At 44.4% G+C, this 18,894-nt stretch carries 19 protein-coding genes; 10 read left to right on the top strand and 9 right to left on the bottom strand.

Going from position 1 to position 18,894, the window contains the following annotated elements:
* Positions 1–77 precede the first annotated feature (77 nt).
* The gene (gene ftsH, locus F7R58_RS00560) at positions 78–2,078 is read right to left on the bottom strand and encodes an ATP-dependent zinc metalloprotease FtsH (protein WP_158063082.1); all 2,001 of its coding nucleotides are present in this window, start codon (positions 2,076–2,078) and stop codon (positions 78–80) included.
* Between the two features lie 19 nt (positions 2,079–2,097).
* The gene (gene rsfS / locus F7R58_RS00555; RefSeq protein WP_158063081.1) at positions 2,098–2,460 is read right to left on the bottom strand and encodes a ribosome silencing factor; all 363 of its coding nucleotides are present in this window, start codon (positions 2,458–2,460) and stop codon (positions 2,098–2,100) included.
* Positions 2,461–2,536: 76 nt separating this feature from the next.
* Here rsfS and F7R58_RS00550 point away from each other — a divergent pair, with 76 nt between their 5' ends.
* A complete protein-coding gene (locus F7R58_RS00550) occupies positions 2,537–3,253 on the top strand; it encodes a biotin--[acetyl-CoA-carboxylase] ligase (RefSeq protein WP_158063080.1) in 717 nt (238 codons plus the stop codon).
* Here F7R58_RS00550 and F7R58_RS00545 read toward each other — a convergent pair.
* The 4 genes from F7R58_RS00545 to F7R58_RS00530 are packed head-to-tail and all read right to left on the bottom strand — an operon-like array spanning position 3,247 to position 6,582.
* On the bottom strand, positions 3,247–4,341 hold the full coding sequence (locus tag F7R58_RS00545; protein WP_158065321.1) for an LptF/LptG family permease: 1,095 nt from the start codon (positions 4,339–4,341) through the stop codon (positions 3,247–3,249). The two genes, F7R58_RS00550 and F7R58_RS00545, sit on opposite strands and share 7 nt — an antisense overlap.
* A 15-nt stretch (positions 4,342–4,356) precedes the next feature.
* Entirely contained in the window at positions 4,357–5,490 is a 1,134-nt protein-coding gene (gene tgt, locus F7R58_RS00540; protein WP_158063079.1) for a tRNA guanosine(34) transglycosylase Tgt, read from the bottom strand.
* A 1-nt stretch (position 5,491) separates the two neighbouring features.
* Positions 5,492–5,860, bottom strand: coding sequence for a DUF4296 domain-containing protein (locus F7R58_RS00535; protein WP_187695244.1), 369 nt, complete (start codon positions 5,858–5,860; stop codon positions 5,492–5,494).
* A 5-nt stretch (positions 5,861–5,865) separates the two neighbouring features.
* A complete protein-coding gene (locus F7R58_RS00530) occupies positions 5,866–6,582 on the bottom strand; it encodes a polyprenol monophosphomannose synthase (RefSeq protein WP_158063077.1) in 717 nt (238 codons plus the stop codon).
* Between the two features lie 69 nt (positions 6,583–6,651).
* On the opposite strand from F7R58_RS00530, the gene F7R58_RS00525 reads away from it, so the two are divergent.
* From F7R58_RS00525 to F7R58_RS00510, 4 genes are all read left to right on the top strand, one after another.
* The gene (locus F7R58_RS00525) at positions 6,652–7,329 is read left to right on the top strand and encodes a DUF4271 domain-containing protein (RefSeq protein WP_158063076.1); all 678 of its coding nucleotides are present in this window, start codon (positions 6,652–6,654) and stop codon (positions 7,327–7,329) included.
* A 12-nt stretch (positions 7,330–7,341) separates the two neighbouring features.
* Complete coding sequence (locus tag F7R58_RS00520; RefSeq protein WP_158063075.1) at positions 7,342–8,082, top strand: uroporphyrinogen-III synthase; 741 nt, start codon at positions 7,342–7,344, stop codon at positions 8,080–8,082.
* Between the two features lie 154 nt (positions 8,083–8,236).
* The gene (locus tag F7R58_RS00515; protein WP_158063074.1) at positions 8,237–10,285 is read left to right on the top strand and encodes a S9 family peptidase; all 2,049 of its coding nucleotides are present in this window, start codon (positions 8,237–8,239) and stop codon (positions 10,283–10,285) included.
* The gene (locus tag F7R58_RS00510) at positions 10,282–10,632 is read left to right on the top strand and encodes a hypothetical protein (RefSeq protein WP_158063073.1); all 351 of its coding nucleotides are present in this window, start codon (positions 10,282–10,284) and stop codon (positions 10,630–10,632) included. The genes F7R58_RS00515 and F7R58_RS00510 overlap by 4 nt, the downstream gene beginning before the upstream one ends.
* On the opposite strand, the gene F7R58_RS00505 is transcribed toward F7R58_RS00510, so the two are convergent.
* Positions 10,629–11,138 (bottom strand): SRPBCC domain-containing protein, encoded by a 510-nt coding sequence (locus F7R58_RS00505; RefSeq protein WP_158063072.1) that lies wholly within the window; start codon positions 11,136–11,138, stop codon positions 10,629–10,631. The genes F7R58_RS00510 and F7R58_RS00505 overlap by 4 nt on opposite strands.
* 181 nt (positions 11,139–11,319) lie before the next feature.
* Here F7R58_RS00505 and F7R58_RS00500 point away from each other — a divergent pair, with 181 nt between their 5' ends.
* A complete protein-coding gene (locus tag F7R58_RS00500; RefSeq protein ID WP_158063071.1) occupies positions 11,320–12,867 on the top strand; it encodes a sensor histidine kinase in 1,548 nt (515 codons plus the stop codon).
* A 30-nt stretch (positions 12,868–12,897) separates the two neighbouring features.
* Positions 12,898–13,584 (top strand): response regulator transcription factor, encoded by a 687-nt coding sequence (locus tag F7R58_RS00495; protein ID WP_158063070.1) that lies wholly within the window; start codon positions 12,898–12,900, stop codon positions 13,582–13,584.
* Between the two features lie 82 nt (positions 13,585–13,666).
* On the opposite strand, the gene F7R58_RS00490 is transcribed toward F7R58_RS00495, so the two are convergent.
* The gene (locus F7R58_RS00490) at positions 13,667–14,044 is read right to left on the bottom strand and encodes a DUF3887 domain-containing protein (protein ID WP_158063069.1); all 378 of its coding nucleotides are present in this window, start codon (positions 14,042–14,044) and stop codon (positions 13,667–13,669) included.
* Positions 14,045–14,185: 141 nt separating this feature from the next.
* Here F7R58_RS00490 and F7R58_RS00485 point away from each other — a divergent pair, with 141 nt between their 5' ends.
* The 3 genes from F7R58_RS00485 (at position 14,186) to F7R58_RS00475 (ending at position 17,971) form a co-directional block, all read left to right on the top strand.
* The gene (locus F7R58_RS00485) at positions 14,186–14,842 is read left to right on the top strand and encodes a hypothetical protein (RefSeq protein ID WP_158063068.1); all 657 of its coding nucleotides are present in this window, start codon (positions 14,186–14,188) and stop codon (positions 14,840–14,842) included.
* Between the two features lie 22 nt (positions 14,843–14,864).
* Positions 14,865–15,230: a hypothetical protein gene (locus F7R58_RS00480; RefSeq protein WP_158063067.1), complete on the top strand. Its 366-nt coding sequence runs from the start codon at positions 14,865–14,867 to the stop codon at positions 15,228–15,230.
* A gap of 68 nt (positions 15,231–15,298) precedes the next feature.
* A complete protein-coding gene (locus tag F7R58_RS00475) occupies positions 15,299–17,971 on the top strand; it encodes a TonB-dependent receptor domain-containing protein (protein ID WP_158063066.1) in 2,673 nt (890 codons plus the stop codon).
* Between the two features lie 71 nt (positions 17,972–18,042).
* On the opposite strand, the gene F7R58_RS00470 is transcribed toward F7R58_RS00475, so the two are convergent.
* Positions 18,043–18,792 carry a murein L,D-transpeptidase catalytic domain family protein gene (locus F7R58_RS00470; protein ID WP_158063065.1) on the bottom strand — a complete coding sequence of 250 codons (750 nt, stop codon included), beginning with the start codon at positions 18,790–18,792 and terminating at the stop codon, positions 18,043–18,045.
* Positions 18,793–18,894 lie beyond the last annotated feature (102 nt).

Here is an 18,894-nt window from a genome sequence, read left to right as displayed (position 1 = left end):
TCCGGAAACACTGACTAAATAGCAAAAAATTCCCGGTATCCGTTCATTAAGAAAAGAATACCGGGATTATTTATACATTAAAGTTGCGAAGGACTGTCTGGCGCAGCGGTATTTTCGTCAGGAACTGACGCCTGATTATCCTCAGAAACTGAGCCTGCTACCGTGCTTACAGGGTGTTCAGTCAGTTCGGGATCCCAGGCTCTTTTGCCGAAGATCTCCTCCAGATCTTCGCGGAAGATAACCTCTTTTTCCAACAGTTTCCGGGCAAGACTGTCCAGTTTGTCACGGTTTTCTGCCAATATATTCAGTGCTCGGGAGTACTGGTTCTCAATAATCGTTGAAATTTCCTCATCAATTACCTTTGCCGTCTCTTCCGAATAAGGTTTGCCAAAGCTGTATTCACTCTGCCCGCTACTGTCGTAATAGGACCTGTTTCCTACTTTTTCATTAAGACCGTAGATGGTTACCATGGCTTGAGCCTGTTTGGTAACACGCTCCAAATCGGACAGTGCACCTGTAGAAATATTACCAAATACAGTCTGTTCAGCAGCGCGTCCGCCTAATGTAGCACAAATCTCGTCGTACATTTGTTCTGTAGTCGTAAGCGATCTTTCTTCCGGCAGGTACCAGGCAGCTCCCAGGGAACGCCCACGCGGCACAATAGTCACCTTAAGTAAGGGTGCGGCATGTTCCACCAGCCAGGAAATGGCGGCATGACCGGCTTCATGATAGGCAACACGGCGCTTTTCAGATGGTTTAATAGCCTTATTCTTCTTTTCCAGACCACCAATAATACGGTCTACCGCATCCAGGAAGTCCTGCTTGGTCACAGATTCGTGGTTATTACGTGCCGCGATCAGCGCTGCTTCATTACAGACATTAGCTATATCAGCACCGCTGAATCCAGGTGTCTGTTTGGCCAGAAATTCCCGGTCTATACCTTCGTCCAGTTTAATCTTAGAAAGATGAACATCAAAAATAGAGCGGCGTTCATGCAGTTCAGGCAGATCTACATAGATAGAGCGGTCGAAACGTCCGGCTCTCATAAGTGCTTTATCCAGGATATCAGCCCTGTTCGTTGCGGCCATCACAATTACGTTGGTATCTGTACCAAAACCATCCATCTCTGTAAGCAGTTGGTTCAGTGTATTTTCGCGCTCGTCATTTCCACCGGTAAAGTTACCTTTGCCCCTGGCACGGCCAATGGCATCAATTTCGTCAATAAAAATAATGGCCGGTGATTTAGCTTTTGCCTGCGCAAAGAGATCCCTTACCCGGGAAGCTCCCACCCCAACGAACATTTCAACAAAATCGGAACCGGACAGAGAGAAGAAGGGAACCTTAGCTTCACCTGCCACTGCTTTTGCCAAAAGGGTCTTACCAGTGCCCGGAGGGCCAACCAGCAGCACGCCTTTCGGTATCTTACCGCCCAACTTCGTGTATTTATCCGAGTTTTTAAGGAAATCCACTACTTCCTGCACTTCTTCCTTTGCGCCTTCAAGTCCCGCTACATCCTTAAATGTAGTCTGCACCTTATCCTTTTCGTCAAAAAGTTTTGCGCGGGATTTACCGATGGAGAAAATCTGTCCGCCCGGACCGCCGCCACCTGCCATTTTCCGGAAGAATATGAAGTAAATGATAGAAAGTATAATAAGCCCGACAGCGATCTGGATCAGGAAACTTTCCATTAAACTCCCCGCAGTATCCACATTGATTGTGGTTTTAAGCTGGGGATTCTCGGCTTTTACCTTGTCAAACTTCTCCATGAGAAGCCTGAGTTCGCCGAATTTAAGGTTGTAATCCGGTCCCGGAGTAGTTTCAAGTGCCGCAAAAGGGCTTTTGCTGTCCCCGGAATTCTTTGCCAAAGCGGTACGTGCTTCCGGTGTCAGGAATACATCGGCGGTGAAGTTATCCCTGTATGCTTTGATGTTCTGGACTTTGCCTTCCTTCATCATATCAAAAAACTGCTCCTCCGTAATCTCGGAACTGGTGGACGGCATGAACAGCCCGCGCCCGAAGAACAGTAGGAACGCCATGATAGCGATGGGAAAAAACCAGTTAAATCCTTTATTATTCATTCAAATTTTTTTAAAAATATTAAGCTTCAATGCGGGTGATCTTGGCGTCGCCCCATAACTCTTCTATCTCGTAATACTCGCGGATGTGTTTCTGGAAAATATGAACGACTACTGATACATAATCTACCAGTACCCACATGGCATTTTCGGAACCCTCCACATGCCATGGACGTTCCTGAAGATCATTACGAACTTTTTTCTCGATATTCCCGGCGATTGCCGAAACCTGTGTATTGGAGTTTGCGCTGCAGATGATGAAAGTTTCCGCTACGGAATTTTCTATCTTTGAAAGGTCGAAAATCATGATGTCCTCTCCTTTGGTATCCTGTACCGCATCAACGATTTTATCTATTAGTGCTTGCTTATTTGTGTTGTTATTCATTAAAAATTGGTATAATCTGCAAATTTATTCTTTTTTCTTTACTTTAACATTCTCAACAGTCTTAAAACTTTCTTAAATGACCATGCTGAATTACCTGCCACAGTGCGGCTCTACAAATGACGAAGTCGTGAACTTCCTCCGACCGGGATCCGCTGAAATTGCAGGCCTCTGTACCTTTTTCCAGAATAACGGCCGCGGTCAGTATGGAAACAGATGGGAAGGTGCCGCGGGCAAAAATATTGCCCTTTCACTGGCTGTCCCCGCTAGCTCTGTTAAACTGTCCGATTCACTATTCAACTATTATACCGCACTTAATATACGCCGGTTTACCGCCAATCTGACCCGAAATGAAGTGAAAATAAAGTGGCCCAATGATTTAATAATCAGCCATAAAAAGGTTTGTGGAATTCTCATTGAGAAAAAAAAAGTAAATAACCGTATGTACTACATTGTGGGTATCGGACTGAATGTTCTGCAGGAAGATTTTGGCGACCTTCCCAGGGCCGGGTCCCTTCTAACGCAGACGGGCACGCTTTTTAACCTTACTGATGTGGCTGAAAGCATGTACACCTTCCTTTTGGGTAGGTTCAGTGAGACTGCGGGTCCCGAAGGCATTCTGCAGGACTATAATTCATGTCTGTACAAAAGAAATGAGGTTGCGGTTTTCCGAAAAGACAACATTAGACAAAATGGCATGATTTCCACTGCAGATGAAGACGGTAACTTATGGATTGAACTTGAGCATGAGGGTCTGCAGAAGTTTTACCACAAGGAAATAGAGATGCTTTACTGATTGGCTCTCCGGAAATAAAGTACGGCCGCCAGGGGCGCAAATACCATATTGGGCAGCCACATGGCTACGGCCGGCGGAAGTGTCTTGTTTTCTGAAACTACCTTAAGCGCTTCGAACGAGAATACAAAAATGAAGGCCAGCGCAATCCCGATAGCCAGGTTAACACCCAAACCACCCCGCTTCTTTTCCGAAGCCAGTGAGAGTGCCAGAAAGGTGAGCACAATTACCGAAACCGGCATGGCAGTACGCTGGTAAAGTTCGTTCAGGTAGGTATTCAGGTTGCTGTTACCCTTCTCGCGTTCCCGGTCTATAAAGCGGATGAGTTCCGGAGTGGTCTTGGTTTGTCCTAAAAGCTGGTCCGGAAAGAGTTCTTCAGGCGGAAAGCCAAACTTTCGGTAAATCTCGGGACCGTTGTTTAATTTCTCAGAATCGTCTTTTTGGACTGTTTTTTCATGAAAACTGTTCAGCACAAAATGTTTTTTGGCCTCGTCCCAGTACATTTCCGAAGCCAGCAACTGATAGACAAGCCTCTTGTCTTTATCGTATTTCCGGTAAGCAAAGCCTGACCCGCGTTTTTCCTTCTTGTTATAACTGTGAATGAATATGTACTCATTGACATTAATCTGCGCGGAAACCGGTGCGCTGCCAATAATCTGCTCCCTTTTTCGTGCGTTCATTGTATAGGCTTCCAACTCGTTTTTCTGGATATTGGCCCAGGGCAGAACATAGTGGTTTATGACAAGTGAAAAAAGACCTATAAAAAGCGAGGTTATAAAATAGGGCCTGGCAAACCGGTGAAAGCTGGCGCCACTGCTTATAATTGCAACAATCTCAGTGTTATTGGCCATTCTGGACGTAAAGAAAATCACAGCAATAAATACCAGAATAGACATGAAGGTCATTATAAGGTAAATGATCCAGAATGGATAATACTGGGTCAGGAATTCAGAAAGCTGAAAACCGTTCTCTTCAATACGCGGTTTCTTAGCCTGCACGTCTATTACCAAAACGACGGTGGAGAGCAGCAGCAAAATGAAACCGAAGGTTCCAAGATATTTTTTGATGATATAACGGTCTACAATCCCCATGAAGTTGCTCAATATTTACAGGCGCTGGCGGAGAGCCGGCATTACGGAATCCTTCCACTTGTAGAAATCACCCGCAATAATATGCTCACGGGCTACTTTTACCAGATCCAGATAGAACGCGAGATTATGGATAGAGGCAATTTGCTTCGCCAGATATTCTTTGGAAACGAACAGATGTCTCACATAAGCTTTGCTGTATTCCCGGTCCACATAACTGGTTCCAAACTCATCCAGCGGCGAAAAATCATCTTTCCATTTCTGGTTTTTCATGTTCATAACACCATTCCAGGTGAAAAGCATTGCGTTTCGTGCGTTTCGGGTGGGCATTACACAATCCATCATATCTATACCGAGACCAATTGATTCCAGAATATTCCAGGGTGTGCCCACTCCCATAAGATACCTCGGCTTATCTTTGGGCAACACATCTGTAACGATATCAGTGATGCGGTACATCTCGTCCTCGGGTTCACCAACGGATAGTCCTCCAATGGCATTTCCCACAGCATTGCTTTCGGAAATGACCTCAGCGGAAATTTTACGTAAATCGGCATAGGTAGAACCCTGTACAATGGGAAAAAGATGTTGACGGTGCCCATACATTTCGGGATTATCTGCACACCAGTCTATGCATCTTTTTAACCAGCGGTGGGTGAGTTCCATAGATGTTTTTGCCTGGCTGTAACCGCAGGGATAAGGTGTACATTCATCAAAAGCCATGAAAATGTCGGCACCAATCTGTCTTTGGATCTCCATTGACTTTTCCGGAGAAATAAACTGCACGCTGCCGTCTATGTGAGATTTAAATTTCACTCCTTCTTCAGTCATCTTCCGTGAGGCAGCGAGCGAAAACACCTGATAACCTCCTGAATCGGTAAGTATTGGCAGTTCCCAGTTCATGAATTTATGAAGACCGCCCGCCTTTGTCATAATGTCCATACCGGGTCTCAATAACAGGTGGTAGGTATTTCCTAAGATAATCTGGGCCTTGATATCGTCCTTTAATTCGCGCTGATGAACTGTCTTCACTGAGGCAACAGTTCCTACCGGCATAAAGATGGGAGTCTGTATCTGCCCGTGATCCGTGGTGAGTAAGCCCGCGCGTGCTTTTCCTTCTGACTTTTTATCTATTTGAAAAAATGGCTGCATATCAATTACGCGGAATTTCTTCCACTTTATTTTTCTTAAGTTCTTTTTCAATAAAGGCTTCCGCCTTCGGATGACGTTTTTTAATAATCTCCTGCGATTCCTCTAAAATCGACTCCAGTTTACGGCTGCTGCCATAATATTTATAGCTGGCAGTAAAATCTGCCGCACTTACCTTATACTTTTGCAGTACAAGACGCGTGGCATTCTCCATATTACTGTTCTGTGTAACCCTCAACAGTTCTTCCTGTATGGTAATTTCTGCAACAATTTCAGCAATCTCATCTTCAGAAAGCAGATTTGCCGGCCTTTCCACATAATCTGAGCAGGAAAGGAAAAAACCAAACAGGCAAAAAAGGACCAACCGTTTCATCAGCATTACAATTTACCGATTAATGACTGCCACTTCAGATGCAGCACCCCGAAGACGGCTTCACCTATGATTCCGCCATTCATCTTACTCTCTCCCTTTACACGGTTCATAAAAATGATGGGAACCTCAACGATCCTAAACCCTTTTTTATAGGCCCTGAATTTCATTTCTACCTGAAAGCCATAGCCTTTGAGATTGACATTATCCAGACCTATTTCCTCCAGCACTTTTCGGGAAAAACAGGCAAAGCCGGCCGTGGTGTCATGAACCGGAATACCCAGGATAAACCGGACATATTTGGAGGCACAATAGGAAAGCAGGACTCGCCCCATAGGCCAGTTTACCACATTAACCCCGTTGGAGTAGCGCGAACCCACGCTCATATCAGCCTGAAGACAGGCTTCAAACATTCGCGGCAGGTCCGCAGGATTATGCGAAAAATCCGCATCCATTTCAAATATATAGTCATACCCGTTCTGCAGAGCCCACCTGAATCCATGAATGTAGGCCTTGCCCAATCCATCCTTTACTTTCCTGATGCTTAGATGCAGGTGATGGGGATACTTTTCCTGCAGCTTTTTCACCAAACCGGCGGTTCCGTCGGGTGAGGAATCGTCTACCACCAGGACATGGAAATCCTGATCAAGAGCAAACACCGCAGCAATTATGGCTTCGATATTTTCCTGTTCATTATAGGTAGGTATAATAACGAGTTTCTTCATTTCCGGGTGCAAAGATAGTGTAAAATCAAGACTGCATTATGTTTTTAAAATAATCCTATTTTTGCATAAATGTTCCAATTAACTGCAGTAACCGGGTTTACCAACCAACTTCGCCTCACCGAAAGCCATGACTGGGTAATTGCTCTGCTGCTGGCATCATGCTTTCTTTACGTATTCATGCTGTCATCACTGCACAGGGGCATAAATCTTAAGCGGTTTCTGATGCAGGATTTCGCTGATGCCAGTAATGTTATCGTTACCTGGGCCATCGTTTCTCTGGTACTTTGCCTTAGTGCCGCTGCGCTGATCTCACAGTATGTGCCCACCGTGCCCAGATTCCTTTCACTGCCCGGATTCTTAGGCCTGCAGTTTAATAAGTTTGGATTTACATTTCTTGCCCTGGTCTTGTTTTACCTTGTTAAAGCTATGCTAAGCTACCTATTTTACCAGAGCGTAGGCTTCTCCAGACGCTGGAACGCTTTCTGTTTCACTGCTACAAGGTTTTACTTCGTGCTTTCGCTGGTGCTTATGGGATTGTGTATCAGCCATTATTATTTTCCTATTGATAAAAGCGAAGCACTAATATATTACATTTCGTTTTTCGGTTTTGTTTTCATATTCAAAACGGTGTATTACATCTTCCACAAAAATCACATTCTGCCCAACGAGTGGTATTATAAATTTTTGTATATTTGCACGCTCCAATTTATACCTGTTTTGGCGCTTTGGAAATTATTATTTTTTTAAACACAAATTAATATGAAGATCAAATCTATTCTTGTTTCTCAGCCGCCACCAAGTGAATCTTCACCTTATCTGGAAATGGCGAAGAAGGAAAAAATCAAAATAGATTTCCGTCCGTTCATTCATGTGGAAGGTCTGGACAACAAGGAACTCAGAACACAGAAGATTGACCTTGCTCAGTTTACGGGAATTATCTTTACGAGCAAAAACGCTATTGACCACTATTTCCGTCTTGCTGAAGAGATGCGCTTCAGCGTACCGGATTCTATGCGTTACATCTGCCAGAGTGAAGCTATTGCGAATTATCTTCAGAAACATATTGTTTACAGAAAAAGAAAGATCAGTTTTGGCGAAAAAACATTCGCCGACCTGGCACCTCTGTTCAAAAAGTTCCCTTCAGAGAAATACCTGCTGCCATCTTCGGATGTCTTAAGTCCGGATATACCTGTAATCCTGGACAAAGCGAACGTAGACTGGACCCGTGCCATCATGTACAGAACGGTTTGTTCCGACCTTACAGATATCTCCATACAGGACTATGATATGCTGGTATTTTTCAGTCCTCAGGGTATAAAGTCGCTTCATCAGAACTTTAAAGATTTCAAACAGGGCGAAACCAAGATCGCTGTTTTCGGCCCAACCACACAAAGTGCCGCTGAAGAAACCGGACTGATGGTCAATGTGATGGCTCCTACGAAGGAAACTCCTTCTATGACCATGGCAATAGAGAAGTACATCAGAAATATGAACAAATAATACCTTAGGCTATTATGCTGTATAATCCGTTCCTGGCTGGGACGGATTTTTTGTTAGATTGTGAACCACAGAACGGAGCCATACACAGCCACTGTCATAAGCAATGCCTGGCCTACCACGCGAAATAGCTATCTTTGAATCCTTTTATTAACAAATGAATATCCCACAAGCAAAGAAAATAGAAAAAATCCTCGAAATCCATGGTGACCGCCGTGTAGATCCTTATTTCTGGATGAACGAAAGAGATAATCCGGAAGTGACTGCTTATCTGCAGGCCGAGAATGAATATGCCGGGTTTGTGATGAAGGACACAGAAGAACTTCAGGAGGAACTTTACCGTGAAATGAAGGCCCGGTACAGAAAGGATGATGAATCCATTCCTTACTTCTTCAACGGGTATTGGTATATTGTACGGTATGAGAAAGGTAAGGAATATCCCATATTCTGCAGGAAACACCTCACCCTTGAAAGCCCGGAAGAGATTATGCTGGATGCCAACGAGCTTGCAGAAGGCCATGATTATTTTGACCTCGGAAGCGCCGCAGCCAGCCCGGATAACCGCCTGGGAGCCTACTCCACCGACACCGTGGGAAGGAGGATCTACACCATTCAGATAAAAGACCTCAACACGGGCAAACTCTTGCCTGACACCATTGAAAACTGTACGGGTAAAGCGGTATGGTCGGCAGACAACCAATATATCTTCTATATCCGAAAGGACGAAAACCTGCGCGCATACAAAGTGTTCCGGCACCGGATTGGAAGCAGCCCGGAAAACGATGAAGAAGTTTATCATGAGCAGGATGAGGCGTATGACGTAACCGTCTACAAAACAAAATCCCTTGAGTACATTTTCATAGGAAGTTCAAGCACGCTCTCAGACGAGCACCGATTTATCTCTGCCAGCGACCCACTGGGTTCCTGGCAAATCCTTCAGCCCAGAACTGAAGACCTGGAATATTCTGTAGAACATTTTGGTGATGACTTTTATATAATCACCAATGCTGATGATGCCTTTAACTTTAAACTTGTTAAAACACCGGTAACCAAACCGGATATCAGCCACTGGAGGGATATTGTACCACACCGTGAGGATGTACTGCTGGAGGGCTTTGAAATTTTCAGGCATTTCATTGTGCTGGAAGAAAGGAAAGAAGGTCTGCTACGGCTTAAAGTGACCGATTCCCGGAACGGAGAAAGTCACTACCTGAAATTTTCTGACCCAACCTATACAGCATTTATAAGTCTCAACCTGGAGTTTGACACCACTAAACTGCGTTATGGTTACACCTCCCTGACACAACCTACGACAGCCTACGAATACGATATGGAAGAGCGGACAACCACCTTGCTGAAGCAGCAGGAGGTAATGGGAGGCAACTTCAGCCCCGAAAACTATATTTCGGAAAGACTTTGGGCCAAATCACGGGATGGTGAAACTGTGATCCCCGTTTCGCTGGTATACCATAAAGATACCGCCAAAAGCCCCGATACTCCATTGCTGATGTACGGTTACGGAAGTTATGGCCATACAGTAGACGCAGGTTTTTCTAACGTACGGTTATCCCTTCTGGACCGGGGTTTCATTTATGCCATTGCTCACATCCGCGGTGGCGAGTACCTGGGACGCGAATGGTACGAAGAAGGCCGGATGCTTAAGAAAAAGAACACCTTTTACGATTTTATCGATGTCGCGAAACATCTGATCTCAATAAAATACACGTCATCCAGGCACTTATATGCGATGGGCGGCTCGGCAGGAGGTTTACTCGTGGGTGCCGTAATCAATTTTGAACCGGAACTTTTCAACGGTGTAATTGCTCAGGTACCGTTTGTAGATGTTGTGACCACAATGCTGGACGAAACCATACCGCTTACCACGGGTGAATATGATGAGTGGGGTAATCCAAATGAGAGTGAATATTACCATTATATGAAATCATATTCACCTTATGATAATGTGGAGGCCAGGAATTACCCAAACCTGCTTATCACAACAGGTCTTCACGATTCGCAGGTACAGTATTGGGAGCCTGCCAAATGGACAGCGAAACTAAGAGAGCTGAAAACCGACAGCAATCTCCTTTTATTCAAAACCGACATGAGCTCGGGACACGGAGGTGCCAGCGGCCGCTTTGAGAGCCTGAAAGAAGACGCGCTGGAGTTTGCATTCTTACTAAAACTGGAAAAAAGAACAACATGAATAATTTGAGCGAAGCAGAGCTGTGGACCAAAGTTGAGAGTTTCTTTGTTGAAAATTTTGATACCGAAAAACATCCGTCGCTGGACACCATTCTCTTTCTGATCGGTGTTCAGGAACTGGGCAGCGGGCCGCAGAAATACACAAAAGATGATAAGCTCAACATCCTGCATATTGCGGTTTGCAGGTTACTTGAGCCATTTGGCTACTATAAATTCTCGCATTATGACAAAGAAGGCTTTCCACATTTCAGTGAAGTGGAGGCATTACCCGAACTTAAGCCCAATGAGCAGCAACTGCTGATGAAAAAAGCCATCATCCAGTACTTTACAGACGAAGATCTGTTTTAAACGCTGCTTGGCTGCATACCTCCCTGCAGAGATCTTTCGAGATTATCAAAACCAGCTTTGAAACCTTCTTCAAAACCGGTTTGGATAATCTCTTCCATATCCTCCGCTGATCTGAAATGAAGATTTACGGTGAGCTTTGTACCTTCCTGCACGCCGGTGAAGCCTATCAGCCAGTCTACCACAGGTTTGTTGCTGTCCATATTGCCGGCAGAATCCGAAAAATAATCAGACCAGGCAATACTGCGGTGGAACATGATTTCATTGTAGCGAACTCCGGCATAATGGCGCTCACCTGCCGGTCCCACCATTGCATACTGCCATACACCCCCTTCCTTAAAGTCTAAACTCCCGGTTTCGCATCTCCAGGGAGTTGGTGCCCACCAGCGGTCCAAAAGTTCCTTATGGGAAAAATGTTCCCATACAGCAGAAACATCCGCATTGAAAACCCGCATTATAAACATCGTGGCTGCATCACGGTCCGTCTGTACAATTGTTCTGTCTTTCATCCTGAGTTATTTTATGTCAAATTTAAACATTAGAATTCAAAACAATTATAACCATGCCGAAGCATTCACAATAAACCGTTAAAATGAGCGTTTTTAAGAAAATTTTATTATTATTCCAGCCCCCTTTTTGCATTTACATTCTTAAAATCAGTAATTTTAACACCTGAAATTTAACGGGTTCATGAACAATAAATTTATTCCCATCATATCTGTTTTTATGACCATCTCTCTGGTGGTTTTTGTTGCGCTGCAGTTTTACTGGCTCAAAAGCTACTATGAAGCATTGGAACAGGATTTTTCGAATAAGGTGCACGCGGCATTGGAATCATCAGCCAAAAAAATGACGGATATAGAGGTTGAAAAGTATTATGCGCAGTATAAAAATCTGGACAAAGACGTCACTTCCAGCACTCAGCCCTCAATAACAGCCATCCAGCAGGTGGAGGATTCGGCCAGCCGTCGTACCATAACCTACTCCAAGAATATTATTGAAAATAAGGATATTCCCATTTCACACCGCGGCGACAGCCTGAAGGTGACTACCATGTACACCGATGAGGCACTTGTACGATTGCGTAGAGATTCCTCCGCGCCCGAACTTCTTACAGAAGACCTGAACAGGTCCATACAAAGCGGCGAATATACGCTTAGAGAGTTTGTGCAGCTTATAGGAATTAATCAGCCGGTGGAAAAACGTGTTGTGCCCGAAGTACTGGATTCTGTGATATCGCGGGAACTCCGCCTTAAGGGCATAGATACCAAATTCGGCTACGGAATTCTGGACAGCCGGAACAATCTGACTCCGGTAGCCAATGAGATCTTTAAAGTGGAGAAAAATGCCGACAGCTACACTTACCCCATTTTTTCCGACAGTAAAGACCGGACCATCTACAGCCTCTCCTTAGTATTTCCCAGAAAAGGCTATTCACTGGCCAAAAACAATCTTCCTATGCTGCTGGGAACTTTTATGTCTCTGCTCACCATCCTTGGAATCTACATTATTTCCATCAATTACATGATGAGGCAAAAAAAAATTGCTGAGGTTAAAACGGATTTCATCAATAACATGTCGCACGAGTTCAAGACGCCGCTGGCCACCATTTCGGTAGCTACAGATTCGCTGGCCAATGATAAAATTGCCACCAACCCGGAGAAGGTGAAGTATTATTCGCAACTCATCAAACAGGAAAACCTGCGCATGAAAAAGCAGGTGGAAAATGTACTGAACATGAGCAAGCTGGAAAGAAACGAAGTACAGCTTTTCCTGAAGGAAACAAACCTGCGAAACCTCATCAAAGAAATTACCGAAAGTTTCGGCCTCATCATTGCACAGCGCAGCGGTACGCTGGAACAGGAGTTCACGGCAGACCGATATATTGTGAAAGTGGACGAATTCCATATATCCAATGCACTGATCAACCTTCTGGACAATGCCAATAAGTATTCGCCGGAAACACCTCAGATAAATGTAAAGACCAAAAATGAAGGAAACTGGTATGTAATTGAAATTTCAGACAAAGGTATTGGTCTGGATGTGGACAACAACAAACGGATTTTTGATAAGTTCTTCCGAGAGGAAACAGGTAACATCCACAATGTGAAAGGTCAGGGCTTAGGTCTGTCCTACGTAAAGAAAATCATTGAACTCCATAAAGGACAGGTTCTGGTAGAATCGCGTAAAGGAAAAGGAAGTACTTTCACCATAAAACTACCTATGAATCATGTATAAAACACAGTAAAACAATAAAAAACAAATAAAATGAATAACAGGATCCTACTGGTAGAAGACGACCAAAGTTTTGGCGCAGTTCTGAAGGACTACTTAACCATCAATAACTTCGAGGTGACCCTTGCAGTGGATGGAGAGCAGGGTTTGAAGGAATTTACCGAGAATGAATTCGACATTTGCATCTTTGATGTGATGATGCCTAAGAAAGACGGCTTCTCACTCGCCGAAGACGTGAAGAAGATAGACAAGAACACACCCATCATTTTCCTTACTGCCAAAAACCTCCGGGAAGATATCCTGAAGGGGTATCAGTTGGGAGCTGATGATTATATTACAAAGCCTTTTGATACGGAATTACTGCTGTATAAGATCAAGGCCATCCTGCAGCGCAGCGCAGCGGTAGAAAATGACGAACAGGAACAGTTCAAGATCAGTAATATTTTCTTCGATTCCATGTTGAGGCAACTCCGCGTGGGCGATGAAGAATATAAACTTTCACCAAAGGAAAACGAACTCCTGAAGCTACTTTGTCAGCACCGAAACGATTTCATGCCGCGGGATCTGGCACTCAGGAAAATCTGGAAAAAGGAAAATTATTTTACAGCACGCAGTATGGACGTCTATATCGCTAAACTGCGGAAGCTGCTTCGCGATGATGAGGGTCTTGAGATCATTAACGTACACGGCGAGGGTTTCCGCCTGCTGGTAAAAAACTAATCCTTCAATATTATTATTATAAACACCTCGCAGTCCAGTACTGCGAGGTGTTTTTGCTGTTTGTCTTTTTTAAATTACGGTCTTACTTCTTACTTTCGGCTGCAAATTCTTTATGAGGTACGAAATAAAAGCCTGCAATTTTATTCTCTTTGTTAAAGGTGACCTGAACATCCAGACTGGTCTTTTCAAATTCAGAATAAAAATAATAGGTATCCTCCTCATTGTTTACATCAAGGATTTTTTTGAAAGCTCCGGTCTGACCCGTGATCTGAGAGCCCAATTCTTTAAATTCGGACGGCGGAAGCTGTTCTTTAATCGTTGAGTCAAACATTGCATACGCCCTTTCACTTTCATTATCTGAGAACATGGATTTCACAAAATCCTGACCTAAACTTTTCCTGTCCTGAGAAAACAACACCACAGAAAAGACCATAAAGATCAATACAAATACATTTTTCATAAGTACTTTAGTTTTATTTTAGCTGCAAATGTAATTTTTTCAAGCTGTAAACCGTTCAAAATACGAGAATTTTACAAAAAACAAACAGATACTGCAAAGTCAGCAGAATTTGCTATTTTTGCTGAATCAGAAGATAACAACATGAAAATTAGTACACTATTTATAATCGCAAGTATTCTGGCTCTCAACTCCTGTGACAAAGACCAGAAGCCCACTTATCTTAAGGATTCAAACACTGCAGCTTCCACAAACAGCAAAGCTGATGCAGCAAAGGCCCAAGCCTCAAATATGCTGTTACCTGCAGGTGGAACGGCATCGGTACCCGGCGTGGCACAGAACACCGCCGGAGCACAGCAAACAGCACCCGGCACCAACCCTCCACACGGACAGCCCGGACATAAATGCGAGATTCCTGTAGGTGCACCACTTAATTCTGCCGCAAAAAGCCCTGCTGCTCAGCAGTCCATTACTGTAGATCCTAATTCGGCGAAGAAAGATCCCGCGGCTTATAATGTAACACCACCACCTACTACCGCTCCCGGCATGAACCCGCCACACGGCCAACCCGGCCACAGGTGCGATATCTCCGTTGGGGCACCGCTTAACAGCCCTGCCAAAAGTACTACAGGCACGGCGACACCTGCCAGCATAGTTCCCGCCACTGGTACACCAGACCCAATGGCGTATAACGTTGCAAACAAACCGGCAGCTGCGACCACCGGAAAAGCGGGTCTTAACCCTGCCCATGGCCAGCCCGGACACAGATGTGATATCGCCGTAGGCGCACCTTTAAAATAAATTGCCTAATTTTGTGCCTTAAATGGCAGGGAAACTTCACATACTGATTTTAATTTTCTGTTTGGGTATTTTTGTAATGCCTAAGCAGAACCTCTTTGCTCAACTCCTCCAGCAGGACTGCTGCTCTGTTTCCGGTTCCGCAGACTGCTGTCCCTCTCCTGAAAGTGATAGCAAGCCTTGTCATAGTGGAGAAAAAAAATCCTGTGGAGGTGACTGTACGAGCTGCAAATCCTGCTCCACTACCACGGTTTTTGCCTCCATTGCACAGGACATTAAGGTAACAGATAACACCTTATCCGCTGCAGACAACAGCAAGGCCTTTAGCTATTTAAGCCCCGAACTTTCCGATGCCGCAGCCAAAATCTGGCAACCTCCTAAAATAGGTTAATTATCCGATTCTATGCCCAAGGTACGTTCACTGGGCAAATTCTCTTTTAATTAATCTAAATTTTTACGATGAAAACTTTATTAAAAAGTGTTCTGATTATATCCCTTTTCTTCACTCAGTTATTAAATGCCCAAACCATTACCGAATCCACCTTCAAAGTAAAAGGTGAATGTGGTATGTGTAAAGACAGAATAGAAACCACCGCAAAGAGCGCCGGTGCGGCATCCGCCAACTGGAACGCCAACACCCAAACGCTGAGTGTAAAATATGACGCTGCCAGGGTTACTGGAGATACGATACTTAAAAAAATCGCCGAGGTTGGTCACGACAATGAAAAATATACCGCTCCCGACTCAGTGTACAGTAACCTTCCCGGCTGCTGCCTGTACGAAAGGACTCCTTCGTTTATAACGACCAACATAGAACCGCAAGCCAGTGTTTCCGCCTTACCTGCGAATACATTTTTTGTAAAAGGAAACTGTGGTTCATGCAAAGCCAGGATTGAAAAGGCCGCCAAAGACGCCGGCGCCACAACTGCGGACTGGAATTCTGAGACCCAGACTGTGGTGCTCAATTTTGACCCATCAAAAACATCTTCAGACATTATTCTGCAGAAAATTGCAGAAGCTGGTCACGACAATGAAAAATTCCTGGCAAAGGATTCTGTGTATAATGCTTTGCCCGCATGCTGCCTCTACGACCGCGAACTGGCTTTTGGTGTAAAGAGTGATCTGGTTCACAGCGATGAACAGCAAGCTCCCAAGGATTTTACCCAGCATAAGGACCACATTGACCATAATATAGACGGTGTCTTGATCACCAAGAAGGAAGAAGCAACTTCACTAAGCCGCAAATCTGCGGGTCTAACCTTTAACATTGGCCAAAAAGAATTGCTGAAGGCGGCCTGCTGCAACCTATCAGAAAGTTTTGAAACGAATGCAACTGTAGATGTTTCTTTCAGTAATGCTGTTTCCGGCACAAAACAGCTGAAAATGTTAGGTCTGGACCAGAAGTACACCTCGCTCACAAGGGAACTGCTGCCCTCAATACGTGGTTTGGCCTCACCTTACGGACTAAACTTAATCCCGGGCAGGTGGATTGGCGGCATACAGCTGACAAAAGGCGGAAGTACGGTAACCAACGGATATGAAAGTATAACCGGACAAATCAATACTGAATTCCTGAAGTTTCAGACAGCTCCGGAAACAGCTCTTAATTTCTTTGGCGATGCCAACGGAAGGTTTGAAACTAATATCACATCAACAAGCGCGCTTACCGGCCAATGGAATCAGACAGTACTTCTGCACGGAAATGCAACTGTAGCCAAAATGGACACAAATGACGACGGCTTCCTGGACCAGCCCACAGGCAACCAGATCAATGCCGCTTATTTACTTAATTACAATGACCTGGAAAATTCGGGTCTGGGGACTCACTTCGGAATCAGTTTCGTTAAGGATCAGCGACACGGTGGACAGAAAGACTATGACAGACATACTGACCAGTCTCAGCAGAGTCTTTATGGTATCGGAATTGACCTGGCTAAATTTGACATCTGGAACAAGACGGGGTATGTTTTTGAAGGCAAACCCTACCAAAGTATCGGCTGGATGAACCAGTACAGCCATCACGAACAGGACAGTTTCTTCGGAAACAGGAATTATTTGGGCAAGCAAAGCACCTTTTATTCCAATCTGATTTTTGAAAGCATCTTGGGAAACACCAACCACAAATACAAAGCCGGTGCGAGTTTCCTGTTTGATAAATTTGATGAAGTATATCTTCAGGAGGGCTATAGCCGCACAGAAACTGTTCCCGGACTCTTCCTGGAATACACCCTAACAGGAGAAAAATACACTTTGGTGGCCGGGGCCAGAGCCGATTTTCACAATCTGGCCGGAACGCAGTTCACACCGCGTGTTAATTTTAAATATGATTTTACACCGAAGACCATACTTCGTCTTTCGGCCGGAAGAGGATTCCGCACAGCGAATGTCTTTGCTGAAAACCAGCAGTATTTTGCGTCCAACAGGCAAATCGAAATACTGGGAAATGGCGGTAAGATATATGACCTGAAGCCTGAAACTGCATGGAATTACGGTGCCAGCCTACAGCAGGAATTTAACCTTTTCAGCAGGAAAGCTACTTTGGTAGCTGATTTCTTCCGTACGGACTTCCAGAATCAGGTCCTGACAGACCTTGACGTATCTCCACAGAAAATTGTATTCTACAATCTGAACGGAAAATCCTTTGCCAACAGTTTCCAGACCCAGCTGGACTTTTCACCGGCTAAAAACCTGGACCTTCGTCTGGCTTACAAATACTATGATGTGCAGGCAGATTATCTGGAAGGCAGAAGAAACATACCTTTTATGGCTAAGAACAGAGGGTTTTTTAATGCCTCGTACAGCACCGAAGCCAATGAAAGAAAGGCTTTTTGGTCTTTTGACACCACGCTTCAGTATGTAGGAAAGCAGAACCTGCCCAACCTGTCATCCAATCCTTCCCAATTTCAACTGGCTCGCACTTCAGATCCTTTCATGACGCTGAATGCGCAGATTTCGCGTGACTTCTCGGAAAACATCAGAGTTTACGTGGGCGGCGAAAACCTGACATCATTTACCCAGGACAATCCCATTATTGATGCCTCCAATCCTTTTGGAAATTATTTTGACGGCGGAATGGTGTACGCACCCATTATGCCGGCCAATTTTTATATAGGCCTCGACCTCAAATTCTGATAGTAGTTTGGGTAATAAAAAAAGGGAAGTCAGCATACGCCGGCTTCCCTTTTTATTATGTATTATAGCAGTTATGCCTTAAGCCATTCAGAAGATTCCAGATATGTTTGGTCCGGATAGTAGATGAAGAGCACATTCTGACCTTTTATGGTGTTGATTATAGGTTCCGCCAGTTCACGTGCCACGGCGGGGCAGCCCCAACTGCGGCCAATCCTGTTCTGTGCCTTAATGAATTCCTCACTAATATAATCGGCACCATGCATTACGATGGCACGTTTGTACGCGTTGTCGTTGTAGCCTTTATCCATCCCGATCAGCTTCAGCGAGTAACCGTTAGAACCATTGTAAGTAGATTCCGTAATATAAAAACCCATGCTGCTTTGCAGTGAACTTTCGGTGTTCGAGAATTTTGTCGCAAATTCTTCTCCTGTATTCTTTCCGTGGGCTACCAACTCATTGAAAAGAACCTTTTTAGAATTCATGTCAATAACCCACAATCTTTTCTTTGTTGATGAAAGTGAGAAATCACAAACGGTCAGAATGCCCGCACCGTTATCAAGTTTTCCGGCTTTCATTAAGTTTGAATATCCCTGAAAAGCCTTCCCGAAAACTTCTTCATTCATCTTATTGCCACTTCCGAAGTTGATTGTCTTGTAGAGTTCAGCTGCAGCATCAACATTAAGTACAGGTGAATTTTCACTTTCGGACGAAAGCGGCACAGGATTTTCAATAGTATTGTCAGCAGAAACTTCGCGGGTATCTCTGTAAAAGGAGGTGGTCAGTATAAAGGTGGCTGAGACAGCCAGAAGTAAATTACGCATATTATTATGTTAAATTGATTGGTGCGGCAAAATTACATAACGATATCCTTCAGGAGGTTACATCCCAAAAGTTTAACTCTAATTAAGAGAATTTAACAGTTT

The sequence above is a fragment of the Chryseobacterium sp. genome (assembly GCF_008831505.1).
Classification (GTDB): Bacteria; Bacteroidota; Bacteroidia; order Flavobacteriales; family Weeksellaceae; genus Marnyiella.
This window is presented reverse-complemented; position numbering and strand designations above follow the sequence as displayed.